The sequence below is a fragment of the Fulvivirga sp. M361 genome (assembly GCF_007097395.1).
In the GTDB taxonomy this organism is placed as follows: Bacteria; Bacteroidota; Bacteroidia; order Cytophagales; family Cyclobacteriaceae; genus Fulvivirga.
Genome location: NZ_VKDC01000010.1, coordinates 1 through 24673, shown reverse-complemented (window position 1 = coordinate 24673; position 24673 = coordinate 1). Strand labels below are relative to the sequence as shown.

19 protein-coding genes are annotated in these 24673 nt (G+C 42.4%); 12 read left to right on the top strand and 7 right to left on the bottom strand.

All coding sequences use genetic code 11. The annotated features are described in order from the left end of the window. Nucleotides 1-10: 10 nt before the first annotated feature. Nucleotides 11-706, top strand: coding sequence for an OmpA family protein (locus FNH22_RS13515; protein ID WP_143398932.1), 696 nt, complete (start codon nt 11-13; stop codon nt 704-706). On the opposite strand, the gene FNH22_RS13510 is transcribed toward FNH22_RS13515, so the two are convergent. After that, on the bottom strand, nt 703-1569 hold the full coding sequence (locus FNH22_RS13510) for a hypothetical protein (RefSeq protein WP_143398931.1): 867 nt from the start codon (nt 1567-1569) through the stop codon (nt 703-705). The two genes, FNH22_RS13515 and FNH22_RS13510, sit on opposite strands and share 4 nt — an antisense overlap. Nucleotides 1570-1654: 85 nt before the next feature. Between FNH22_RS13510 and FNH22_RS13505 the strand changes: the two genes are divergently transcribed. The 3 genes from FNH22_RS13505 (at nt 1655) to FNH22_RS13495 (ending at nt 6688) form a co-directional block, all read left to right on the top strand. Continuing rightward, the gene (locus FNH22_RS13505; protein ID WP_255518058.1) at nt 1655-3127 is read left to right on the top strand and encodes an aldehyde dehydrogenase family protein; all 1473 of its coding nucleotides are present in this window, start codon (nt 1655-1657) and stop codon (nt 3125-3127) included. Nucleotides 3128-3172: 45 nt separating this feature from the next. Beyond that, nucleotides 3173-3538, top strand: a complete 366-nt coding sequence (locus FNH22_RS13500; protein WP_143398929.1) for a hypothetical protein — start codon at nt 3173-3175, stop codon at nt 3536-3538. Between the two features lie 114 nt (nt 3539-3652). Then, the gene (locus FNH22_RS13495) at nt 3653-6688 is read left to right on the top strand and encodes an AsmA family protein (protein ID WP_143398928.1); all 3036 of its coding nucleotides are present in this window, start codon (nt 3653-3655) and stop codon (nt 6686-6688) included. Between the two features lie 155 nt (nt 6689-6843). On the opposite strand, the gene FNH22_RS13490 is transcribed toward FNH22_RS13495, so the two are convergent. Next, nucleotides 6844-7536: a class I SAM-dependent methyltransferase gene (locus tag FNH22_RS13490; RefSeq protein ID WP_185154219.1), complete on the bottom strand. Its 693-nt coding sequence runs from the start codon at nt 7534-7536 to the stop codon at nt 6844-6846. Between the two features lie 155 nt (nt 7537-7691). On the opposite strand from FNH22_RS13490, the gene FNH22_RS13485 reads away from it, so the two are divergent. From FNH22_RS13485 to FNH22_RS13470, 4 genes are all read left to right on the top strand, one after another. Then, nucleotides 7692-8252 (top strand): TetR/AcrR family transcriptional regulator, encoded by a 561-nt coding sequence (locus tag FNH22_RS13485; RefSeq protein WP_143398926.1) that lies wholly within the window; start codon nt 7692-7694, stop codon nt 8250-8252. Next, a complete protein-coding gene (fabF, locus tag FNH22_RS13480; RefSeq protein WP_143398925.1) occupies nt 8249-9496 on the top strand; it encodes a beta-ketoacyl-ACP synthase II in 1248 nt (415 codons plus the stop codon). Before FNH22_RS13485 ends, fabF begins: the two co-directional genes overlap by 4 nt. Before the next feature lie 478 nt (nt 9497-9974). Continuing rightward, on the top strand, nt 9975-10433 hold the full coding sequence (locus tag FNH22_RS13475; protein WP_221420270.1) for an SRPBCC domain-containing protein: 459 nt from the start codon (nt 9975-9977) through the stop codon (nt 10431-10433). 1 nt (nt 10434) lies between these two features. After that, entirely contained in the window at nt 10435-10866 is a 432-nt protein-coding gene (locus FNH22_RS13470) for an SRPBCC domain-containing protein (protein ID WP_185154218.1), read from the top strand. Nucleotides 10867-11539: 673 nt separating this feature from the next. Here the strand turns inward: FNH22_RS13470 and FNH22_RS13465 are convergent. Both FNH22_RS13465 and FNH22_RS13460 read right to left on the bottom strand, forming a co-directional pair. Further along, nucleotides 11540-12424 carry a 1-aminocyclopropane-1-carboxylate deaminase/D-cysteine desulfhydrase gene (locus tag FNH22_RS13465; protein ID WP_143398922.1) on the bottom strand — a complete coding sequence of 295 codons (885 nt, stop codon included), beginning with the start codon at nt 12422-12424 and terminating at the stop codon, nt 11540-11542. 4 nt (nt 12425-12428) lie between these two features. Continuing rightward, on the bottom strand, nt 12429-13733 hold the full coding sequence (locus FNH22_RS13460; RefSeq protein WP_143398921.1) for an amidohydrolase: 1305 nt from the start codon (nt 13731-13733) through the stop codon (nt 12429-12431). A 192-nt stretch (nt 13734-13925) separates the two neighbouring features. Here FNH22_RS13460 and FNH22_RS13455 point away from each other — a divergent pair, with 192 nt between their 5' ends. Then, on the top strand, nt 13926-14558 hold the full coding sequence (locus tag FNH22_RS13455; RefSeq protein WP_143398920.1) for a Crp/Fnr family transcriptional regulator: 633 nt from the start codon (nt 13926-13928) through the stop codon (nt 14556-14558). On the opposite strand, the gene FNH22_RS13450 is transcribed toward FNH22_RS13455, so the two are convergent. Both FNH22_RS13450 and FNH22_RS13445 read right to left on the bottom strand, forming a co-directional pair. Continuing rightward, nucleotides 14551-15807 (bottom strand): alkaline phosphatase family protein, encoded by a 1257-nt coding sequence (locus tag FNH22_RS13450; RefSeq protein ID WP_370513183.1) that lies wholly within the window; start codon nt 15805-15807, stop codon nt 14551-14553. The two genes, FNH22_RS13455 and FNH22_RS13450, sit on opposite strands and share 8 nt — an antisense overlap. 153 nt (nt 15808-15960) lie before the next feature. Then, the gene (locus tag FNH22_RS13445; RefSeq protein ID WP_143398918.1) at nt 15961-19212 is read right to left on the bottom strand and encodes a carboxypeptidase-like regulatory domain-containing protein; all 3252 of its coding nucleotides are present in this window, start codon (nt 19210-19212) and stop codon (nt 15961-15963) included. A 276-nt stretch (nt 19213-19488) separates the two neighbouring features. Here FNH22_RS13445 and FNH22_RS13440 point away from each other — a divergent pair, with 276 nt between their 5' ends. From FNH22_RS13440 to ltrA, 3 genes are all read left to right on the top strand, one after another. Further along, entirely contained in the window at nt 19489-20370 is an 882-nt protein-coding gene (locus FNH22_RS13440; RefSeq protein ID WP_143398917.1) for a sterol desaturase family protein, read from the top strand. After that, the gene (locus tag FNH22_RS13435; RefSeq protein ID WP_143398916.1) at nt 20367-20687 is read left to right on the top strand and encodes a Rieske 2Fe-2S domain-containing protein; all 321 of its coding nucleotides are present in this window, start codon (nt 20367-20369) and stop codon (nt 20685-20687) included. The genes FNH22_RS13440 and FNH22_RS13435 overlap by 4 nt, the downstream gene beginning before the upstream one ends. A 1015-nt stretch (nt 20688-21702) precedes the next feature. Next, on the top strand, nt 21703-22920 hold the full coding sequence (ltrA, locus tag FNH22_RS13430; protein WP_255518052.1) for a group II intron reverse transcriptase/maturase: 1218 nt from the start codon (nt 21703-21705) through the stop codon (nt 22918-22920). Between the two features lie 269 nt (nt 22921-23189). On the opposite strand, the gene FNH22_RS13425 is transcribed toward ltrA, so the two are convergent. After that, nucleotides 23190-23960, bottom strand: coding sequence for a class I SAM-dependent methyltransferase (locus tag FNH22_RS13425; RefSeq protein WP_143398915.1), 771 nt, complete (start codon nt 23958-23960; stop codon nt 23190-23192). Nucleotides 23961-24673: the final 713 nt, after the last annotated feature.

The following is a 24673-nucleotide window of genomic DNA, read 5'->3' as shown; positions in this document are numbered from 1 at the left end:
ACACTATGATATGAAGTACTTGAACTCGAAAGCAGGCATGGTATTATTTGTTCTCCTTTTTATCACTCCTTCCATTTTTGCTCAACCTGAAGAAGGATCTCCGGTAGATGTTACAGGCAAAATTGTAGACAAATTTACAGGTGAGCCTGTATCAGCCAGTATCAAGTACGAGAGCCTTCCTTATGGAAGTAAGCTAGGTATTTTCAGAGGAGAAACTTTCAAATTCAGCATGGGAAATGACAAGGACTATGCTATTAAAGTTGAGGCAGAAGGGTATGCCGTTTTTTTTGCCACATTAAAAGCCGCTGACGCGGTTGATAATAAGATAGACCATCTTGTACAACTTACTCCAAGCGGTGCAGACCAACTGATAAGATTGGATAAGCTTATTTTTGCACTGGGTAAAGCTGAGATTGCCCAGGCGTCCTATTCCGGGCTGGATGAATTGGTGTTAATGCTTAATGATAGTGAAGAAATGGTCATACAGTTGGAAGGACACACGGACTTTAGGGGCAACGCGAAACAAAACTTAAAGCTGTCTGAAAAACGCGTTCTTGCTGTAAAGAACTACCTGGTTGAAAAAGGAGTTTCCAAGAAGCGGATCAAAACCAGGGCTTTTGGCGGTACTAAGCCGTTGTCAAGAGCAAGTGACGAAGAATCGCGCGGTAAAAACAGACGAGTGGAAGTAAGAATTTTATCAAACTAACGGCTGGCCAACGTATTATCAGATAGCATCAAAGACTTCAGTTGATGCACATAACGTGACCTCAGGTTATCATCCATCCCTGTATCGTTCATAATTGTTTGGACCAGCAGTAAGCAAAATTCATAGGTACGTGCATTATGTCGAAAAAGTAGTGCTTTTTGTAGCAATTGAGCCGACTTTCCAAACTCGTGTTCATTATATGCCTTTATGGAAGCGTTGTAGTATTGAAGGCCAACAAGCTCGTCCCGTGTAACCGGGTCATTTAATTTTGCTTTAAACGTATAACTACGTTTACCCGTATTTGAGTTATTGCGCGCTTCAAAACCTTGAAGCCGTTCTTCAATCTCTTTTGTATTACTTACGAAGCCATAGAGTGGGTCTGTAGATTCTATAAGTATGTTACCTTCTTCCAGCATCACATTAATATAGATGTGATAATTGGTTTCAACAATTTCATGACGGATACTCAACTTCTGAAAGAGGTGTGAATATAATGTAGTGGCGGAAAGGCAATCATAATTGCCTGTACGCAACATATCAGCAAAGGAGGTTAATTCTCTGTACCTTTTTAAGAATTTGCGATGTGTTTTGTAAAATACGGCTGAAACAAAATCCCTCTGTGTTCTGAATTTTCTACGTTTGGCGCTCAATTGAGAAATATAATCCCCTATTGTCGCGTCAAAAGAAAGGTGTTCTTCCCGGTTTACCTGAGGGTCGGCCATTAATTGTTTTGCTAACCCGTCATGTTCAGTTAAAAAAAACTCAGATTCAAAATTAGAATGGAATGTATAACGCTGTAGATTTTGTGCGTTTAATCCGATAGAAAGCGAAAAAAATAGACTAAAAAAAAATTTATTTGCCATGCCCGTCTCTGTCTAACTCTAAAAAATTAACATTAAGTTAACATTAAATTAACACAAAAACAAAAGTACGTAACATTGGCTTAACATTGAAAGGCTTAACTTTCCTTTACTATCAAACCAAACCCAGACCATGACCGGCTCCGCCTCCAGTGCACAGCGTATTCAAAGGATCTTTGACATGCAGCAAAAGCATGCTATACAGCTAAGGACGGAAAGAATACAAGAGCGTATAAAACAGTTGAAAAAACTTAAAAGCTGGATCGATAAGAATGATTTCCTGATCAAAAAGGCCATATATGATGACTTTCGGAAGCCAGAAGCAGAAGTGGATATGTCGGATATTTACCCGGTGCTTACAGAGCTGAAAGACGCCATTAGGAATATAAAACGATGGTCATCTGTTACACCCGTAGATGGTTCTGTAGCCTATCTTACCACTTCGGCTCAAGTGGAATATGAGCCTAAGGGAGTCTGTCTTATTATGGCTCCCTGGAATTTTCCTTTTAACCTCACGATTGGACCGCTGGTCTCTGCATTGGCAGCGGGTAACACAGTAATGATCAAACCATCTGAAATGACGCCAAATACCTCTGCCCTTATAGATGATATGGTCGGTGAGCTTTTCAGAGAAGAGGAAGTGGCGGTATTTAATGGTGAAGCTGAGGTTGCCAAAACATTACTAGAACTTCCGTTTGACCATATTTTTTTTACCGGTAGTCCGGCTATAGGTAAATTGATAATGAAGGCGGCCGCTGAGCACCTTACTTCTGTTACCCTGGAATTAGGTGGCAAATCACCCGCTGTGATTGACGAGAACGTGAATATCCGCGACGCTGCCCGGAAAATTGCATGGGGCAAATTCCTTAACAATGGGCAAACTTGTGTGGCTCCGGACTATGTATTGGTACATACTCAAGTGAAAGATCAATTTCTTGATGCCCTCTCAGTACAGGTCTCCAGCCTGTTTGGTGGTAATGAAGGTTTGATCGGTGCCTCACCGGATTATGCGCGGCTAGTTAATAGGCGCCATTTTTCCCGGATAAGTAGCTTGATGGAAGAAGCATTGCAAAAAGGTGCTAAAGTGCGTTTTGGTAATCATAAAGATGAAGCTGATCATTTTATATCACCCACCGTACTCACCGATGTGTCATTAGATATGCAAGTGATGGAAGAGGAAATATTTGGCCCTGTTCTACCTGTCATCACCTACAACGACCTACACGAGGCCATTTCCATTATTAATAAAAAGCCCAAGCCCCTGGCCCTTTATTATTTTGGTAAATCAAAAAAGAGAAGACGGCAATTAGTATCCTCCACTTCATCAGGTACGGTGTGCATCAATGATTGTGTCATACAATATAGCCATCCACACTTGCCTTTCGGCGGTGTAAATAATAGTGGACTGGGCAAAGCGCACGGGCGGTATGGTTTTTTAGCTTTTTCCAATGAAAAGGCTGTTTTAAAACAAAGGATTGGATTTACTTCATCCAGGTTTATTTATCCACCATATACTAAGAGTGTCAGACTTATTCTTAAGCTCCTTAAGAAATATTTTTGATCATTAACTGGCAATCTTTTTTGTACGTCAGCGTTAAATCCGGGTATGAAACAACTGTGTGTTTTACTGTTACTGCTGGGGTGTGCCGGAGAAGATGTGGAGAATAATATGGCTGCGGTTACCGGTGATTGGACCATTACCTGGACCATAGAAAATGAGAGTATTGTGGGCCTTATTCATCTGAATGATGACTACACAGGTAACATTAAGGTGAATAACGCAAAACCTTCTTATGTTTTGCAAGGTGACTATGACATTGACATCATCTGGGAGAGGGAGGAAAACCGTATGAAGCTCACCCGTACAGACAATGAATTTGAGTTGGACCATATCATCCTATTCCAGTCAGACACCGCGATGTCGCTATTGCTTTTCAATGAAATTCAGATCCTTATGCACCGCTTGGAATAAATTTGTTTCGGCCTTGTTTACAAATGTGAAAAATGTTGTATCCAGAGGTGAGTGTGTCGCCCCTATAAGATATTTATTCTTGCTAAATTTGCCATAAGTTAAATTTTAATACCCATGAAAAAAGTCCTGATCATTCTGGCTAGCATTTTTTTGCTACTCATAGTTGTTGCCATAGCCGTTCCGATACTGTTTAAAGATGACATTAAAGCGGCGGTAGACGATGTATTGGCAGAATCTGTCAATGCTGATATTGTTTGGGACACAGACGATTTTAGTCTGTCACTTTTGAGCAATTTCCCTAACGTTACTGCCGGCATGAATAACTTTGGTGTTATCAATAGAGCGCCTTTTGAAGGTCAGATATTATTTGCAGTTCAGGAGTTGGAAGTGGAAGTGGATTTATTTAGTCTCATGGGAGATCAGATCAAGATCAATGGCATTCGGCTGAACAGTCCTGAAATATTCATTCACGTGTTAGAAGATGGTTCTGCGAACTACGACATTGCCATAGCTACCGAAGAGATGCCGACAACTCCCGCTCCGGCATCAGAGGAAGCTACAGCCTATAACATTGGCATTGACCACTGGGAAATTACGAATGGTCACATTGTTTATGACGATGCCACCTTGCCCTTTAAACTTGAGATCAAAGAGCTCCAACATAGTGGAAACGGCGACCTGAATCAAGATGAGTTCGATCTTAACACAAAAACCAAAGCGGACTCCGTAACAGTGATTTTTGATGGGGTAGAATATCTTTCCGACAAAAACGTTGCCGCTGATGTGATCATCAATATCAGTGATGAGTTTGGGCGATATACCTTTAAAGAAAATCGAGTGAGTGTCAATGATTTCGCCCTGAGTTTTGATGGATTCCTGGCCCTATTGGCAGATGGAAGTATGGACATGGATATCAATTATGCAGCTCCCGAAAGTTCGTTTAAAAGCTTACTTTCTTTAGTTCCGGGTATCTATACCCAGGAATTCAGTGACATTCAAAGTGAGGGAACCCTGTCTTTTGAAGGGAAAGTGTCAGGTACGTATGATAGTTTGAACCTGCCTGCATTTAATGTAGCGCTTAAAGTGGATGAAGCTATGTTCAAATACCCTGATTTGCCTACCTCTATTGATAATATTAAAATGGATCTGTTGGTAGATAATGCAGACGGCAATATTGATAATACCATCGTTGATCTGAAATCTTTCCACATGGATTTTGGAAATAACCCGATCGATGCATCATTAAGAGTGGAAAACCTGGTGAACTACAAAATGAAAGCCAATGTACAAGGCAAGCTGAACCTGGGAGAATTAAGCTCTATGTTTCCAATGGAAGGGACGATGCTGAAGGGAAATTACGTCATAGACTTAACCGCCAATGGCATCTATGACAGTATTAAAAATACAATTCCTACCATAGCAGCCAACATGAGTCTGACCAACGGATATGTAAAAAGTTCTGAATTTCCATATGCACTGGAAGATTTACATTTTGACGCTGTGGTTAAAAACGAGACAGGTAATATGGACGATCTGCACGCCGTTGTAAAGGATTTTGCCATGACCATGGATGGTGAACCTTTTAAAGCCGATTTGACCTTTAGTGACCTGGCCAATTACACCTGGGACCTAAAGGCCAGTGGAGGTATCGACCTGGAAAAGATCACAAAAGTATTTCCGTTGGAAGGAATGGAGCTATCAGGTAAGATTGAAGCAGATCTCGATACTAAAGGCAATATGGCGTCTTTAGAAGCTGAAAAGTATGATCAACTGCCCACAAGTGGTAAGGTGACAATCACCGGGTTTAAGTATGTAGATAGCGAATTACCCTATGATGTTACTATTTCAACGGCAGCAGCTTCATTTGACCCTCAGAAGATCACCATTGAAAGCTACAAGGGTACGGTGGGGAAAAGTGATATGAATATAACCGGTTCTGTGTCCAATTATATGGCTTACCTGTTTGGCGAGAATCAAACCCTTAACGGTACCATGAATTATGATGGCAAATTACTGGACCTGAACGAATTCATGGAAGAAGAAGAAACTGCGTCAGGACCAACAATGGAAACAACACCGGCAGAAGGACAGGAGGAGGTTTATGGCGTGATTGAAGTACCGAAGAACATTGAATTTCTCATGAAGTCAACCATCGCCAAAGTAGAAGTGATGGATATGACCCTTACTAATATAGTGGGTGACATTGTAGTAGAAGATGGTATAGCAAGTTTTAAAAATGTCAACTTTAACTTATTGGAAGGGGCTTTTGCCATGAATGGTTCTTACAATACGCAGAATCTTGACGAACCTAAATATGACTTTAACCTCGATATTAAAGACCTTTCTATTCAGAAGTCATTTAGTGCCTTTAGCCTGGTGCAGACCTATGCACCCGTTGCAAGGCTGGTTAATGGTAGCGTCTCTACGGATTTTAATGTATCAGGTCTGCTGAATGATGAAATGCTACCTGACCTTGGTACTGTGACGGGTGGAGGTTTATTAAAAATAGCCCAAGCATCGTTAAGTGATTCTAAAATTATTCAAAGCGTGACAGCGCTGACTAAATTAAAAAGTAGTAATAGCAGTAGTGCAAAGGCGCGTAAAGTAACATTAAAAGATGTGTTGATGTCAGCGACTATTGAGGACGGTAAGTTAAAAGTAGACCCATTTGATTTTAAATTGGGTGATTACAATTCAACGGTTTCCGGGGCCACTTCATTAGATGGTGGTATAAGTTATAATTTAAAGATGGATATACCGGCGAGCGACTTGGGAAGCCAGTTTGGCAGCCTGGTATCCTCGTTTGGAGGAGGGAGCGGAGACGACGCAATGATCCCAATTAAGATTGGTATTGGCGGTACGTACGATAACCCTAAACCCCAGCTATTAATGGATGACCAAAAGCAACAAGCTAAAGCTGCGGTAAAGGATAAGGCTAAAGAGGAAGCCAAGGATCTGGCAGGTGACCTGCTGGACAATGTGAAAAGCGACAAAGCCAAAGATCTGGTTTCCGGACTTTTAGGTGGAGATGAGAAAGACTCCTCCAGCACTCAAAAAGCAGATTCTACACAGGTTGATTTGAAGAAACAGCTGGAAGATGAGGCGAAAGATGCTATCAAAAACCTGTTCAGAAAAAAGAAGAAGAATTAGCTTCAAAAACTAACCTGCAGATATAAAAGACAACATTTCTCATAAAGTCCTGACGTTATTATTATTCATGTCAGGGCTTTATTACTTTGTTGAAGCATTTGTATTCCTCAAAAAGTCATCAATGTGTCATATCCGATCCGCCTGAATAAAAAGCATTACTGTGTTGAGAGAGGATAGGGAATTGCGACCAGCGCCCACAGTGCATCTTTTTTATGTTGACCACGCTCTATAAACGGATCTCGTTGTTGTATAATCCGATACCCGGCCTTCTCCAGATCGTCCAGTACATATCGTATGGCTATTTCATGCTTACCTTCCTGGCTTTTCCTGTTCCATGTCCTTCTCTCTTCACCAATGGGTTCTATAATGACTAGTTTTCCTCCGGGCTTCAGCGCTTGTTTTATATGCTTCAAGATTTTGAGATAGTCATCCATTTCGTGGTAGGTATCCATAATAAATGCATGGTCCAATGAATTTTCAGGTAATTTTGGATCATCATATTCACCCCGAATAGTTTCAACATTAGTGATTTCACTTTCTCTAAGGAGCTTATCTAATACTTTAAGGTGCGAATGATTCACGTCTACAGCGTAAACTTTACCGGCAGGTCCTGTTTCCTTGGAAAACTTTAATGTCATGTAACCTTGATGGCTGCCGATGTCTGCGATCACATCTCCTTTTTTGATACCCATGAACTTCATTATTTCAGGTACATTTTGCCATGTATCTCTTTTCTCCCAGGTATCAGGGGGGTAAATGTTTTGGGCCGAAAGTATCGTAACGCAAGGGCTTGCTAGGGTTAGAAGTAAGGCTATATAATATCCTAATGATTTTTTTGCAGGTACCATATGATCCGTTTTAACGTTGAAACCAGGAGGTACGTTGAGACTGAGGTACCAGGGGCAAATAGCACAAGACATACGTATCAATAGGTCAGACTAACAGTAGAATTTGTACATAATCTATAGCTTACTTATTAATAAGTAAGTATATTTAACCTACCTTGTCTACCAAAGAAAAAATACTGGATCTTGCTGAGTTTTATATCCAACATTATGGATACAACGGCTTCAGCTACAACGATATTTCAACTTCATTAGGGGTAAAGAACGCAGCTGTCCATTATCATTTCCCAAGAAAAGAGGAGCTTATCCAAGAAGTACTACGAAAAGCCCGGGTTCAATTTGACCTTTTGGCCAGAGAAGCTGAGACACTTGATAAAACTCATTTAGAAAAGGTCAGGCGGTTTTTGAAAATTTATGACAACAATCTGACCAGGGACAATCGCGTATGCCTGATAGGTGCGTTGGCTACTGACCTTTATACCTTGCCTGCGGGGTTAGGTCATCACTTAAATGTTTTGGTAGTTGCCATGAAATCATGGCTGGCTGAAGTATTATTGCAAGGCAAAGAGCAAGGCGAGTTTGATTTCGATGGTACGGCAGACCAAAGAGCTGGAGTAATTTGCTCCGGTATGGCAGGAGCTTTGCAGATGGCACGAATCTTAAATAATGACGAATACTATAAAATAAAATCTCAACTTCTAAACGACATAATAAAGTGAAAAGAGTAGTAGTAACCGGCATAGGTGCCTTGACACCCATAGGCAAGAATGCAAACGACTTTTGGTCTGCATTAATTTCGGGAAAAAGTGGTGCAGCTCCTATTACCAAATTTGACACCACAGAGTTCAAAACAAAATTTGCCTGCGAGCTAAAAGATTTTGATCTCGAAAACCATTTCGATCGCAAAACAATAAGAAAAAACGACCCTTTTACCTTATATGCATTGATTGCCTGTAGAGAAGCCATGCAGGATTCTGGTCTGAATCTGGAAAAGACAGACGTAGATAAGTTCGGTGTGATCTGGGCAAGCGGAAACGGAGGGATCACTACCTTTGAAGAAGAGATGCTGGGATATGCCGAATCACAACGGGGGCCTAGGTTTAGCCCTTTTTTCATTCCTAAGATATTAGTAGATACCCCATCCGGAGCCATTGCTTTGGAATACGGATTACGAGGTATTAATTACTGCACCGTATCTGCTTGTGCCTCTTCGACATCGGCCATTATGGATGCCTTTAACTACATACGCTGGGGTAAGGCCAATATTTTTATGGCAGGTGGCTCGGAAGCGCCTATAACACGGGCGGGTATTGGCGGATTTGGCGCTATGAAAGCGCTCTCTACGAGAAACGATGATGCAGCAACTGCCTCCCGGCCTTTTGACCGTGACCGTGATGGCTTTGTGATGGGGGAAGGTGCAGGTACTTTAGTATTAGAAGAACTGGAGCACGCCAGGGCCCGGGGAGCCAGGATCTATGCAGAGATAGTAGGCTGTGGTATGTCAAATGATGCGTATCATAGTACTGCTACCCACCCTGACGGACTAGGTGCCCGGCTGGCCATCGAAATGGCCCTGGAAGAAGCGGAAATCAGCGCAGAGCAAATTGATTATATTAATCTGCATGCTACGAGTACTCCGGTGGGTGATTTATCCGAATTAAATGCTGTCAAGAATTTATGCGCAGAAAGTGATAAAGTAATGCAGGTTAGCGCTTCTAAATCTATGACCGGTCACTTGTTAGGTGCTGCGGGTGCTATTGAATCCATAGCAACAGCCAAAGCACTGCAGGAAGGGATTGTTCCCCCTACTATTAATACCAATAATCCCGATGAAGAGCTTCCAAAAGGTATTGATCTGACACTGCACAATGCAGTAAAAAAAGAGATGAACTATGCGATGAGCAATACATTTGGTTTTGGGGGACATAATGCGATCGCTTTGTTTAAGAAATGGCAGGACTAAAGCGATAAAGGTAAACACTATGTTGCATTGCTTCCACGGCCTGTAGCCAAAGGTGGTGGAAGCAATGTATGTATATGGAGGAGAGGGGCAACTTCCGAACCCCTCTGGTCAAAGCATGCTTCTTTCCCATTTTCCTATCCTGGAGGAAGTTGCTACCGTCTCGTGTTACTTCGCGAAGACACTTGATAATTGAGTTTCACCCATGATCTGTGACCAATATCCTGGGATATTTTTTTGAGAAATTTTGCGTAACCGAATGATTACATTTATATTAGTAACCGATTAGTTACATAATTTCGGATAAGGAAGGTGATTTTCGGACAATCGTTAGTGGCGTTCCATAAGGTAAATGATAAAGCCTTGTACAATAAAGTATTCGCGCTGAATCCCGTAGCCAAAAATTTTGAAGCTGATCGTCCTTTTATTTCAAAGTGCATCAAAGTTTTAATTAAACGATAAACAGAAAATTATGAGTGAAATGAGCGAAGCAAAAAAGCGAACGGTAACATTAAAAAGAACCTTAAGTGCGCCTATCAAACTAGTATGGGAGGCATGGACCCAACCGGAACACATTGTTCATTGGTGGGGACCAAAAGGAATGGATACCAAAGTAATCGAACATGACTTTAGTGTTGGAGGGAAATGGAAATATACCATGTCAATGCCTGATAGAAACGAATTTATTTCAGAGGGTGTATATTCCGAGATTGTTGAGCTTGAAAAAATATTTTCCTCCGCAAATTTCAAACCGATGACAGAAAGTGTGGAAATACAGGCAGTATTTGAGGCAAATGGAGATAAGACCAATTTTACTTTTAATGTTATTCATACAACGGAAGAGTATTGCAGACAACAGGAAAAAATGGGCATTATGAATGGTTGGGGTTCTGTTTTTGATAGGCTGGAAATTTTTGTTAGCTCCTCAAAGGGCAGGTAATATGCGAGAAATAAAAACTGAAATACAAATTTCATCCGATCCCGATAAGGTTTGGGGAATTCTGACGGACTTACCGGGTTGGGCAAATTGGAACCCCATTGTCAATAAAATTGAAGGTGACCTCGAAGTTGGTGCAATACTGTCCATTACGATGAGCGATGCTAAAGGTAATGATGGAAAAAGTTATAGATCTGTTATCACGGCGATGGACGAAGAAAAACGTTTTACTTTCATTGGAACGATGATGGCTAAGTTCATTTTTTCAGTGGAGCGGATAATTGAACTGGAAAATTCGCAGAAAGGTACTCTCTTTACCCAGAGAGAGATCTATACGGGGCTTATGGCGTCGATATTTTGGAAGAAATTGAATGAGTACGCTTTACCAATGTTAAACTCCATGAATAAAGCTTTAAAGGACAAAGCTGAAAGCTAAAAGATTTATTATAGGAAAATCGGATCCGGAACATACAGAGTTACTGTTGCTATCAAATGAAATGAGTTTTGAGGCATTAGCAGAGGCTTATGTACAATGGACTGAACTTGCAGCGCACATTCAGATAATTTATTAGAAAATGCAGGTCAGTGATTTTTCAGGACAAGCAATTTTCTTAAATCTTAGCAAAATGAAGCTTTTACTTTACTGTTAAGTATAAATGAGTTAGCGTATTGTCCATACGATTGTCCATAGCTGCTATTGCGTTTAGGTTTAAGTGTAATCCTACATTTAGGTCTTACCAAAACTTATAATCAAATGAAAAAATTATTTTTATTTGGCATGGTGTTGACCCTTGTATTTCTGATGATACTTTCCGTTCTGATCGGACATTTAACGTTGGGGCCATAACCGTTGCCACTTTCTTCTCTTTTTTGAGAATGTTTCTTTGGCTAAGGAAAGTTCCGAAAATGGATAAAGATGATTTTCATTCGTCAAGAGAGAGAAGCTACTGAAAAGAATTTTATCGTAAGGCGGGAAGTGTAAAAATCAGAAAGCTGAGCGTACAACGATAAATAAAGTTTTCAGGCAGACGTACCTTTAATCCACTCAAGCCATACTTTTTTAACAAAAGACCATTTGATGAGATTATAGATAAAAGCCAGGGTTAGGGTCAATAATTTTTTCCCTGCAATCCCCCGGTATGAATAGCTAAAATATGGGTCCCTCGTGGGAAATATTCTTTTTCCACCAAATCAAAAACCCCATACATCATCTTCCCGGTATAGACCTGATCTAACGGAATACCACATGACACTTCAAAGTCTTCTATGAAGCGGTCCAGCAGTTCGTTTCTTTTCGCATAGCCTCCAAAATGATAGTCCGTGTTTATTTCCCAATTGGACAGGTGCGGACTGCCGTAATCGGTGATCAAGTCCCTTACTTCATTTTTCAGGAAATCCCCTTTTAAAGCTGAAAAACCAATCACTTTTCCTTTCCCTTGCATTCCGGCAATGGTCCCACTTACCGTTCCGCCGGTCCCACTGCTGCAACAGACATAGTCAAATTTCCGGACTTCCGGTGTCACCATTTCTTCACAGCCTTTTAATGCCAATCGGTTCGTTCCTCCTTCCGGCACCACGAAGACATCGCCATAACTGGTTTTTAATGCATCCAGAAATGCGGCTTCTGATTTAAGCCGGTAAGTTTTCCGATCTATAAATTCCAACTGCATACCTTGCTTCCGGGCAAAGGTGAGGGTTTTGTTGAGAGACTTGTTTTGCAACTCTTCCCCACGAATGATCCCTATGGAATTCAAACCTGCTTCATTGGCAGCAGCAGCGGTGGCATAGATATGATTGGAATAGGCGCCACCAAAAGTGAGTAATGTATCATGACCAAGGTTTCGCGCTTCTATCAGGTTGTATTTGAGTTTACGCCACTTGTTGCCGGATACATATGGATGTATGAGGTCCTCCCGTTTCACAAAAAGCCGTACATTCTTCAAACGTTCATGGTGAACTTCCTGAATGTACGGCTCCTGGTATAGCTTTAGCATGCTATTATTTTGCCGTTGCCATATAGTCCAGTGTTACATTTAACATGGCTTTCAGGCCAACGATCATTCCACTTTCATCGATGTAAAAATCGGGTGTGTGATGTCCGCCCAGTTTTGAACCGGGTCCTTTTTTGTCCGCTGGCTGGCCGCCTACAAAGAAATAAAACCCTGGTACTTCCCTTTGAAAAAATGAAAAGTCTTCTGCACCTGTTATGGCATTGACCAGTTTCACGTTTTCCTTTCCGGCAGCTCGTTGCAAAGAAGGTAGCATCTTCCCGGTGAGTTCCGGGTCGTTGTACGTCACCGGGTAGCCTATCTGAATGTCTACCTCGGCCTTAGCTCCCTGACTTTCGGCTATTTTAGTGGCGGTACGCCGTATGTTTTCATGTACTTTTTTCTGCATCTCTTCGTCCAGCGTACGTATGGTACCTATCATTTCTACTTCTTCAGGAATGATGTTATTACGCACTCCACCCCGTATCATGCCCACGGATACCACAGCAGCTTCTTTCGTAAGTTCTGTCTGACGACTTACTACTGTCTGAAGTCCATTGATGATCTGTGCTGCGGTCACTATGGGGTCTACGCTGGTCCACGGCGCTGACCCGTGGGCCTGCTTCCCTTTGACTTTGATAACAAAACGATCTGAAGCGGCCATAGTGCCACCCGGTTTGTAGGTGATATGGCCTGCCGGTGTACCTGCCGCGATGTGGAGACCGAATATTACGTCTACATCCGGATTTTTTAAGACACCTTCTTTTACCATTAGCTTAGCGCCGCCTTCTTCTCCCGGAGGTGCTCCCTCTTCGGCAGGTTGAAAAATGAATTTTACGGTACCTTTAACGTCCTTTTTCATCTTAGACAGGACTTCCGCGGCACCCATTAAAATGGCGATATGGGTGTCATGACCGCACGCATGCATTACCCCGGTTTCTATGCCATTGTATTCCGAAACTACTTTTGAAGCAAATGGCACCGGAGTACGTTCTGTCACAGGCAGCGCATCAATGTCCGCTCGTAAACCTACTACCGGGCCTGGTTTACCTCCTTTTAGCACACCTACTACACCCGTTTTAGCAATGCCGGTCTTTACTTCTATGCCAAGTGATGTCAGGTGTTCTGCTATTTTCTCTGCGGTTTTGAACTCCCGGTTGGATAGCTCCGGATTCTTATGGAAGTGCCTTCTCCATTCGATGACTTTTTGCTCTATTTCTATGGCCATCGCATCTGTTTTTGCTGACAGCTTTTGTGCCTGGGTCATGCTCATGGTAAGCATAATAAGCACCATGGGTAGTACTGATCTCTTCATTGTTTAGGTTTTGGTTATTGTCGAAATTACCAATTTCTTTCGGGTACGTGCAAGAATCCTTAATGTAGCGTTAACTTTTACGTTCAAAGTCTCACTCTGCCTTTGACTAACTTTACTTGGTAATTTGGTGAGATATCTTATATCGAATTTAGGTAACTAGTAAGAAAGTGCTTTCCCTCAACTATCTAGCTTATGGAAGCGTTAAAAATGCCAGGGAATAAACTGTACGATGATTTTCGAATTCATGATCATCTCGCAGCTTTTCCATCAGACCTTGATCGCCACGTCACCACAAAGACTTTTAAAAGAGGTTCGTTTATTTACCAGCCTGCGGAAAACATGAAATATATGTTTGAAGTGGTGGAAGGCGCGATAAAAATAGGGAGTTACTCTGATGAAGGTGAGGAGGTGACTTATGATGTTTTACAAAAGGGTGATTTTTTTGGTAATCTAAAATACCTGAACGGTCAATTCTTTGAGTTCTCAAAAACACTTGTCGATACGGAAGTGAGGCTGTATGAGCTGTCTTTTTTTAAATCGATTATTATTAATGATTTGAAAGTATCCGAGTGGTTCACGTTTTATCTTATCAAAAGATGGTGTAGCGCTGAGAAAAAGCTTTTGAAAATGAACTCGAAGAGCATTCATGAAAAGCTTAATTTTTTGCGCCAGCATTTTGGCCAGCGAGTTGAAGACATTCATCATAAAAGTTATGTTTTATTCAACCTGCTGACCAAGAAAGACCTCGGAGATTTAGTAGGCACTACGCGACAAACTGTAGCGAGTGGCTTAAAAAAATCGGAAGCTGCCGGTTGCCTCACTTAAGTATACCAGGGTACAGAACGCCATCTATTGCCTGAAAATTCAGGTTGAGCAATTGTGCAATAACTGGAGCAATGTCTTCCAGGTTGATCTTATGTAACGTTTTTTCTGACTGAACTCCTGCGCCATATGCTACAAAACCGGTTTCTATTTCTTTAAAATCAGGAAAGTAGCCATGGGTTCCTCCCTTACGCGGTGCTAATACTGTGCCATCAGAAGCTGCTGACATGGCTACTCCCGGTACAGGTGCCAGCGCTAATGCTGCATTAGGATCAGCGCCGATCTTGTCAAGTGCCGCCCTGTCCATTATTCTAAACAGCTTTTTGTAACGCTCCGGTAAGTCTTTGAGCTTCTTTTGTACCCGGGCCAGTGTTTCCCTATCGTTTTTATCTTTCAGCATCAGGAAAGCAGAGGCGCCTGAAGTGTGAAAAGTTGCTTTCCATTTACCTCTGTCAGGTTTGTTTTCCCGTATTCCTTCTTCTACTAACCAAACGTTAGGTTTTAATGCCGAATGTATATCCACAAATCCATGGTCACCGGTAATAATGAAGGTGGTCTGATCCAGAATGCCTGCTCTTTCAGCAGCTTCTTTTATTTTACCAATGGCCCTGTCAGCTGCTGCCAGCGCTGTAAATACCTTATGCCCGTCACGACCCTCTTCATGCTGAAAGTGGTCGGTGGCTATCAGATGCAGCGTCATAAAATCAGGTTTGTAGGTTTCCAGTACATACGCGGCCATTTCACCGGTTCTGTCTTCACGATTCAGGTAATCGCCGTTGAACGTACGTTCGCCCATTGTCCCTAATACTTCACGTTCCATTTCTTCCAATAATCCATCGGGTTGATCATTATCACGCATGGGTTGGATTCTACCGTAGCCCTTTTTTAAAGACCATACTTCCGGGATATTATAGTCAATGGGTGCTCCAACGGATACCGGCCATATGAAACTGGCACTTTTTTTACCGGATTTGCGTACGGCATGCCATAAGGTTTCCGTTTTGATCAATTCTGTTTCCCAGTACCATTTTCGGGTAGGCGCTTTTTCTTCGAAAGGAGAGTTATAATAGATACCATGCCTGGCCGGCATTGCCCCTGTGATCAACGTGGTATGAGACGGGTAGGTCACGGACGGAAATACTCCGCGAACACCCAATGCTTTTACTCCATGCGCGGCCATATATTTCAGGTTTGGTGCCGGCCATTTTTCTTCCAGGTAGAAGTCAGGTCGGAAACCGTCAATAGAAACCAAAATGACATATCGGGCTGTGTCCGGATTCTGCGTGTAACCGTAGTGTGTAAATGTGCTTGCCAATAAGACTATTAGCAATGTAAAAACTGTATTTTTCATTTTTATGGTTTAATAAAGCCCGGTCATATATACCGGGCTTTCTGAAGAGATCAATTAATTAAAGGTGTATCGTATGCCCAGTTGCAGTCTCCAGGGTGTACCCCGAAGGTCGGGATTGGTAACGCCGTCCTGCACCCGGTATTGATAACTGTTGGTGTCTCTATCAAATCCAGTGATGCGCATAAGGTCTATGTTCCTGCCGTAATCGTTTCGCTTTCCATAGACAGCGTTTTGAGTCATTTCATTTCCGAATACACCTCTTCGGATCACGTCAGACCAAAAATTGGCTACGTTAAACAGGTCCGCTGACAGCTCCAGTCCATGACCTGTATTTGGCAGGTTGAACTTTTTTGTGATCCTCATGTCCACAGTAGCATAAAATTCGTCGCGCCCTCCGTTGCGTTCAGCAAACTGACCGAAATTGTCTCTTAGGTAATCTTTAAAATTGTCTGTAACCTCAGGGTCAGCCAGAATGCTATTGTAAGTCTCTACAATTTCAGCAGGCGTTTCCGGGTTATTCGGGTCCCAGATGTAGGCAGCATCGTTGCTCAGGTTAAAATCACCGTTGGCGCTGGTGTTAGTCTCTGTTCGGAAGGTAAATACCTCACCGCCATACCCCAGTACGGTAACACCCAGATTAAATCCCTTCCAGCTTGGCGAAGTACCATTGATCACCAGTTTATTACTGAAGTGATTGTCAGAATAGCCCCATTTTAGGTCCCGTGGGTCTCCATCCACATGTAAGAACGTTGAGGTATTCGCCACACAGCAGTTATACGATGAATTGTCTTTTGCCTGATTGAAGGTATAACTGGCGCTCACTTCTCCGTCTTTACCTATCCTGGCACTACCTTGAAGCACTAATGCAAAAGTTTCCAATTCGCCGTCAGGGGTTAGTACCAGCGTACGTCCAACGCTGTTGGATTTTCTCCCCTGGGTCCAATCGGTAGCGCCATTACTCTCGTTAATGGTAGATGCGGGTACAAATACTTCCCTTCCTTCTGTAGGAGTTACAAAAAAAGGTTCATCTACGATGTTAGTTTCCTGGTAGACGTAGTTGTTGACGGTTTTACTGGCCAGGAAATTAAAGCCCAGGCTATACCTATTACCAAAAAAGTGGGTATAAGAAATGTTACCTTTAAATGTGGTAGGCACTTCAAAATCAGGGTCTACGGCATTAATGGTAGCAAAAGTGGTCAGGTTATTTTCAGCATTGATCTCCGCTCCCGGTACGGTAGATGGGTCTTCCCGGTAAGCAGGGAAGTTGGGCGTGGGCACCAGGTCACCTGATACGTCTACCGACTGGATCAAAGTGCCGCTATTTTGGATGTTATTCACCTGGGCATAATAATGAGGCTGAGCGTTAAAAACACCACCACCTACTTTGATAATATCTGAGTTTCTTCCCTTATAGTTCCAGGTGGCCTGGATACGTGGCTGAAAGTTATCCCAGTCCTGGGGCTTGACATCTGTTCGGAAACCCAATTCTTGCTCCACTAATGGGTTATTTTCAGCATCTTCTAAAAATGCCGTAGCATCCCAGCGTATCCCGGCAATCAGGTTAATATCAGGATGCGGAAAGAAGTCTACCTGGGCAAATAAAGAAAGGTCAACCACGGTTTGTTCTACGATAGGCCTGCCCTGAAGCGGCGCTTCCCTTAAATAGCGGCTGGGGGCAAGGTTCCGGAAATCATCCAGCGACTGGAAGGTGAAGCGACCGTTTTGTTCACTACTCAGAAGAGTCTCCAGGTAAGTGATCTGGTTATCCGTCCCGAAGGTGAAATTAAACTTACCGGAGTTGATATAAGTGGTGTTGGTGAAGTGGACCTGTCTTTCGAGGTTAGTTTCAGGAGTAAAGCGTTGCCCTCCTATCTGGACCGATCGTGTACTGGTACGCCCGTCAGGTGTAGTGGAAGTTACATTTACTACAGCCCTGGGAATATTTTGCTCCGGGATAAAACCTCCACTGGGCAAAAAATCACGTTTTGCACGTTGGTATTGTACCTTGAATTCGTTCATCAGGTTAGGGGTAAACGCTGAACGTAGTGATACCAAAAAGCTATTTTCCTGAGAAGTAAAGTCTGACCATGATTCCCTGAGCTCCAGGTTAGAATTATCTGATACACTTAAGGGGGACTCCCATTTGTTGTAATTATTTCTCAGAGTCAGCCTGTTTTTATCATCGATCTGCCAGTCTATGCGAGCAAAAAGTGTATTGGCCTCTGTTTTTCTATCAAAGATCCCTACCATCAGAGCGTCCGACAACCCATAGGACTGGCGAGCGATATTGATGAATTCATTCAACGAATCGCGGCTTATCCGCAGCCTGTTTTGATCGTCTACTCCGGCTTGTCCGTCACGTATGTTACCTATGTTCTGTGACAGGTCCTCGCGTTGTGTCTCATAGACAGCATAAAAATGGACCTTGTCTTTTACAATCGGACCTCCTACACTTACACCGTATTGATTGGTATTGAAATCTTCCGCCCTGTCATTGGCACGGATATCGTACTGACTTTGTAAGGCATCGCTTCGATTATAGAAGAATACGCTGGCTTCAGGGGTATTGGTACCTGACTTGGTAGTAGCCTGAATGGCTCCGCCGGCAAAACGCCCTGAGGTTACATCATAGTCATTTGTGTTTACCTGAAACTCCCGGACAGCTTCCTGGGAAATAGTATATGGACCTCGGCCAATTTCACCGGCTGTCAAGGTATTACGTGCATTAACACCGTCTATGGTAACACCGGTAGAAGTACGTCTTTGTCCGCCCAGGTTTAATGAGCCACCTCCCTGCAATGGTGAGAGCGCTGTGAGGCGGGTAAAATTCCGCCCTTCGGTAGGGAGGTTCTTGATTTCGCGAAATCCTATGGAGGTTACTTCACCTAACTCATCGATACGGCTGCTAAGCGCATCCCCTGTTACTATTACTTCCTGCAATTCGGTAGAGGAGTTACTCATGGCAAACCCGATCTTAACAGATTTGCCCTGGTTGAGCATGATCCCGCTTTTCTGATTTTCCTGGAAGCCAATAAAGGAGCTGCTAATGTTATAAGGGCCACCCAAGGGCAATTGGCGGAGGATAAATTCGCCGTTTACGTTGGTGATGGTACCCGTTTCAAAACCGGTAGAGGTATTTTGCACTCTTACGGTAGCCCCTGGCAGAGGAGCTCCGCTGTCGTCTTTTACTATTCCGCTTATGGAAGCGTTCGTTGCCTGACCGAATATATCGTGGCTTAATGCCAGGCAGATCAGTGTCAATAACATTGACATCTTGAATAGTTTCCCTGTAGAATTTGGCATCATTTTACATGTTTTTTTGGTTAAAATCATGCAAAGCTATTGCCGGTGTAGTCTTGCGGAATGTTAAATTTTAACATTGAAAAAGGCTTAACAAAAAGTTAATGAAAGGTGTCATTTTTGGATCATCCCGGATATGAATATGAGTTTTTTAATAGGATGTTATGTGTATTTAAAGAGGCAAAGAATATTCCGCCTTCAATTTTATTTTTAGGACAACATTATCAGTCTTAATTATTAAAAACGGTGATTATCAGTTAATTTGCGACCTTTTGCAAAAATATGGAGAAAGAGAAGCTTAGTGTCGAGCAGGTATTGGCCATGGATTTACCTAATATTATTCTATATGCAGCACCGGTGATGTTCCTATTGGTGGCATGGGAATGGGTGGCCAGCTGGAGAGAGAAAAAACACTATTATGATGGTAAAGATACTGCCGCAGCCACTGTGATAGGTTTGGTGAATGTCGCGATCAGCGCAGCCATCAAGTTAATTACATTCAGTATCATTCTGTTTTTCTATAATATGGTGTCCTGGAGTATTCCATACACCTGGTGGTCTTTTATACTGTGCCTGGTTTGGATTGATTTTTGGCGCTATTGGGCGCATCGCGTGGCGCATGAGAACCGCTTTTGGTGGGCTACCCATGTTACACACCATTCTTCTGAAAAGTACAATTGGTCCGTATCCTTCCGTTTGGGATGGACGCAGCATATTAAACTCGTTTTCTTTATCCCGGTGGCCCTGGCAGGGTTCCATCCGGTGGTATTTTTCATCTGTCATCAGATAGAAGTATTATACCAGTTTTGGATCCATACGGAATACATCCGTAAGCTACCCAGGCCTATTGAATATTTCTTCACAACACCTTCTCATCATCGGGTGCACCATGCCACAAACGATAAATACCTGGATAAAAACTACGGCTCGACGTTCATTATCTGGGACCGTATATTTGGAACCTTCCAGCCGGAAGAAGAACAGGCTGATTATGGTATTACCAGGCCGGTGAATTCTTACAACCCGGTCTATTTGTGTTTCCATGAGTGGATCGATATCGTAAAAGATATCCGTAGGTCAAAGTCGCTCAAAGAGGCGTATGTAATGACATTTATACGTCCCAGCAGGCTGGAAGAAAAGAAAAAACTATTCAGAAGTGAATGAAATGGATAAAAATATTCAACTCACCCGCTGAAGCTGAGCAGGCACTCAACAAGCGAAATCCCATTAGATTACAACTGGGTGAAAAAAGCTTTTGCCTTACCTTTTTTGAAGGCCGTTACTATGTCACCGATAATGCCTGCCCTCACCAAAAGGAGTCTTTAAGCGGAGGAACGATCAACTATCTCGGAGAGGTTATTTGTCCGCTTCACTTTTATAGGTTCAGTGTGAAAACAGGTCGTGAGTGCCAGGGGAGAACAGCCGATTTGACTACTTATCCAACAAAAATGGATGATAGTGGCTTTCATGTATATGTGTGAAAGCGTCTCTTGATTGGGAACTGGGCCTGCTACCTTTGATCGGACATTAAGTTACGCCCGTTTGAGCTAAATTTACTGATAATGAAAAGAGAAAGAAGATACGTCTAGAAAGCTGTTTTATACATTCATTTTTATGGCTTGTTGTGATCGGTTGAATTCCCTGCTCGATCACCGATCGGTTTAGTTTTTTTATTGGCAACTAGTTTCGGATCATTTTTCTTAACAAAAACTCTTTTCATTTTCTTCCGATTGGTAAAAAAAGCAGCAAAGAATACTTCAAGAATTATTTCCATAGTAAAGAGATCCTAAAATATACCAGGAACATAAAATCATTACTTTTTTGTCAACGCAGAAAAGATTATTAGGTTATCGGCCCGGCCTTACCTGATTGCTCTGCGGAACTCTTTTTGATCACAACGTTCCTGATGTATGATGTCGTTGGCGCTGCATCGCACTGTTTTTGATTAGCAAGATACAAACTCGTGGCTTACGTTCGTATCCACCGTACCACTTTGCAGCCAATGCACTATACATTTTGTGTGTGCCTTGAATGGTAAATATAGTTAATGGAGTGAAAGTCTCCTATGCGCCTGTCGAGAGGAAGTATTAGTAAGCTGCAAGGGTGGTGACCTTGAGGTTACATCTGAAGTAAGCAGGACTACAAAAGGCTGAACTAACGAACAGGAATCAGATAAGAGGCATATTGTTCAGGGTAAGCAAGCACATCTTTGTAAAGCCCAGTCTCGATGAATTTGGACAGTATGTAGATCAGGTAGTGATGGCCAGAAAGCAATTTACCTTACCAAGGGAGATCTCCTGATGTCGTGAACATTAAGGAGAAGTCAGCAGAGGTCATATTAGCTGAGAGTAACGAGCTGTAAGGACTACAGAGGCCTCACAACTCATTGAAGGACCGAACATTAAGTAGTTCCAAATGACGGATGGAGCGTCCGATTCTGATATCTATTGGAATCAGGAGTAGCCATTCGATAAGCGGAACAGAGAATAAAAGGGAGTGATTGAGCCAATACTAAGAAGGAAGAATCTACTCAAGGCACGAAGACAAGTAGAGAAGAACAAAGGTTCTTCTGGAGTTGATCGCATGTCGGTCAGTGAGCTAAAGGAACATCTGGAAGAAACCAGAGATACACTTCTGACAAGTATTCTTAATGAGAAGTACGTTGCCCAACCCATTCTAGGGGTAATGATCCCCAAAGGTGAGGGCAAAACACGTTTGCTTGGTGTGCCAACGGTCATTGACCGCATGTTACAGCAAGCGGCAAGTCAAGTGATAGCCCCGAAGTTTGAGCTAGAGTTCAAATCCCATAGTTATGGTTTTCGACCTCAAAAGAATGCCCACCAAGCGGTGCTGCAATCAAAGAAGTATATCAATGATGGGTATCAACAAATCGTTGATATCGACCTGAAGAATTTCTTTGATGAAGTGGAGCATTATATCATACTCCAACTGATTTACCGTAAGGTGAAGTGCCCGATTACATTGCGCCTGATCAGGCTTTGGTTACGTGCCCCGATACAGATCGGTGGCAAACTAATCAAACGAAGAAAGGGCATACCACAGGGAAGCCCGCTCAGCCCATTGCTGTCCAATATCATGCTGCATGAGCTGGACAGGGAACAGGAAAGGATGGGGTTGAATTATGTCCGCTACGCTGATGATTTTAGTATTTATACCAAGCCCCAAAGTGATGCTAGGAAGATAGGCAATAGCATCTTTGAGTTCCTAAGGAACAAGTTGAAGCTTCCCATCAACAGAGCAAAAAGCGGTATACGAAGGCCTGTTCAATTCCAAGTACTGGGGTTCGGCTTTGTGCCTACCTACAGGAAAGGTGAGAAAGGGGTTTATCAATTGGTAGTAAGCGAAAAGGGCTGGCGTAGGCTCAAACAAACCCTAAAATCCATTACAAGGAAGACAGTGCCAATGAGTATGCAAGAGCGTTTCCAAAAGCTGAAAGAAGTCCAGCGAGGTTGGTTGAATTACTTCCGAATGGCAAGTATTCAAGTCAAGCTCAAGGAAATCTACAGTTGGTTACGTAACAGACTCAGGTATTGTATTTGGACTGACTGGAAGAAACTGGAACGGAAAAAGAAGAACTTGATTCGTTTGGGTACTTCGTATGATCAAGCCTATGCATGGAGCCGAACAAGAATGGGAGGCTGGGCAGTAGCCAAAGTCCTATACTGCGGACTACCATCACCTTGGAAAGACTAAGGAAAAGGGGATACCAATCCCTAAGTGAACACTACTCGAAAGTATCTCCATTACTTAACGAACCGCCCAGTACGAGAACCGTACGCTGGGTGGTGTGAGAGGCGCACCCCGACTAATTTAGTCGGGGCCGTCTACTCGATTATCGGCTGGCATTTTTCCAATTGTCATTTCACTAAATTAGTAAAAAACCTTTCGTGCGTAAAAGCTAACACACGAAAGGAATTTCACATTTTAATCCAACTGCAAATTTACATCAGGTTCATCATCGTTTAAACCTTCTTCCCGATATAAAACATATAGCCGTAATATGCTTTGTATTTGTAATATAACTCTGCTTCGTATTGTTGAGAAACTAGAAATTCTTCTACGATTTTGTTGCCTTTGTATTTTTTCAGAAAGGATTCTCGTCTTAATTTTTGCCAGGCATAATAGTCTGTCCAAATGGTTTCGGGCAATATATAAGAGGCAATCGGAAGATAACCTGCGTTTTGCATTTGAGCGACTTTATTCGGGATTGTATCTATTTCGGGATAAATTTTTTGCCAAAATTCTTGAATTTCAGCAGGTCGCTCTTCTGTAAACCAAGTGTTTTCTGTAACTGCGATATATCCGCCCTGTTTCAGAAATCTTCGCCACTCGTTTAATCCTCTCTCAAATCCAATGTGATAAATCGCACCTTCTGACCAAATCAAGTCAAATTCTTCCTCTTGAAACGGAAGGTTTTCCATATTACCGACAATGCCTTTCACTCTATCTTGAAAATTTTTGATTTGGGCATTTTGGTTAAATTGATTTATAAAACCGTGCCAGGCATCAACACCGATAATTTCACACGGTATGTTTTTTCCTAATACCATTGTTTGACCACCTGTTCCACAACCAATATCGGCAATTTTGGACTTTTCGGTAAGACCGTCTATAAAACCTAATGCTTTAAGCGTTTCTTCGGGACTTCCGGGCCCTTGTCGTTCTGTTTTTGAAAAATATTCATAAATAATATTCAAGTCAAATTCGTGAATTGTCTGTTCTTCGTTATTCATTTTCTTTAATTTTTTGCATACACGAAAAGCATTACAATGCCTATATCATTCATTGTACGCAGATTAAAACTTAAATTAACTCAATAGAAAATTGCTCTCGAAAAGGATTATCGAGAACAAATAAAGATACAATCTGTAAAAGAAGTACAGATTGCTTACAGAACAATATCCGATTTAAACATAAACATCCAATTGTTTTTAGTGGGTGCTAAGGTATAAAAAAATACAATATGGTAAAATCTAAAATATTTTTTCAAATTTATTCTTATTTAGTCGTTATACTGCGCCTCGCTTTGCTTGCCGCCAACGTTCAGCTAAAATCCGTAGGCTGACCGTTTGTTTATTTCTTTAAAAGAATCGGATTTGAATGCCCTTTGCAAATAGCTCATTAGCCTATGGGTTTTTAGCGTTTGTGTGTGCCTTGAATGGTGAATATAGCTCATGAAGTTGAGCGTTCCAAAGGGTGAAAGTCCCGTACGCGCTGGGGTCGTGCCCAGAAGCGAAGCAAGTGGCACGCGTGTCGCTGAAGCTGTAGCGTAAGCACAAGGTGGTTTGGAGTGATCCACGCACTGAAGTAAGCCAGACTGCGGTGTCTGTACTGACGAACAGGAACCACATACAGAGGCTATGAGGCCGGATGAGGCAGCACATCATGCCGAAGTCCAACTCCTCGAAAGAGTCTGGTGCCGAAATAGTAGATGTGGCAGCGATAG

Coding starts and splice junctions, on each gene's coding strand:
- FNH22_RS13515 (WP_143398932.1), top strand. CDS start 11: ATGAAGTACTTGAACTCGAAAGCAGGCATGGTATTATTTGTTCTCCTT.
- FNH22_RS13510 (WP_143398931.1), bottom strand. CDS start 1,569: ATGGCAAATAAATTTTTTTTTAGTCTATTTTTTTCGCTTTCTATCGGA.
- FNH22_RS13500 (WP_143398929.1), top strand. CDS start 3,173: ATGAAACAACTGTGTGTTTTACTGTTACTGCTGGGGTGTGCCGGAGAA.
- FNH22_RS13495 (WP_143398928.1), top strand. CDS start 3,653: ATGAAAAAAGTCCTGATCATTCTGGCTAGCATTTTTTTGCTACTCATA.
- FNH22_RS13490 (WP_185154219.1), bottom strand. CDS start 7,536: ATGGTACCTGCAAAAAAATCATTAGGATATTATATAGCCTTACTTCTA.
- FNH22_RS13475 (WP_221420270.1), top strand. CDS start 9,975: ATGAGCGAAGCAAAAAAGCGAACGGTAACATTAAAAAGAACCTTAAGT.
- FNH22_RS13470 (WP_185154218.1), top strand. CDS start 10,435: ATGCGAGAAATAAAAACTGAAATACAAATTTCATCCGATCCCGATAAG.
- FNH22_RS13465 (WP_143398922.1), bottom strand. CDS start 12,424: ATGCTAAAGCTATACCAGGAGCCGTACATTCAGGAAGTTCACCATGAA.
- FNH22_RS13460 (WP_143398921.1), bottom strand. CDS start 13,733: ATGAAGAGATCAGTACTACCCATGGTGCTTATTATGCTTACCATGAGC.
- FNH22_RS13455 (WP_143398920.1), top strand. CDS start 13,926: ATGGAAGCGTTAAAAATGCCAGGGAATAAACTGTACGATGATTTTCGA.
- FNH22_RS13445 (WP_143398918.1), bottom strand. CDS start 19,212: ATGATGCCAAATTCTACAGGGAAACTATTCAAGATGTCAATGTTATTG.
- FNH22_RS13440 (WP_143398917.1), top strand. CDS start 19,489: ATGGAGAAAGAGAAGCTTAGTGTCGAGCAGGTATTGGCCATGGATTTA.
- FNH22_RS13435 (WP_143398916.1), top strand. CDS start 20,367: ATGAAATGGATAAAAATATTCAACTCACCCGCTGAAGCTGAGCAGGCA.
- FNH22_RS13425 (WP_143398915.1), bottom strand. CDS start 23,960: ATGAATAACGAAGAACAGACAATTCACGAATTTGACTTGAATATTATT.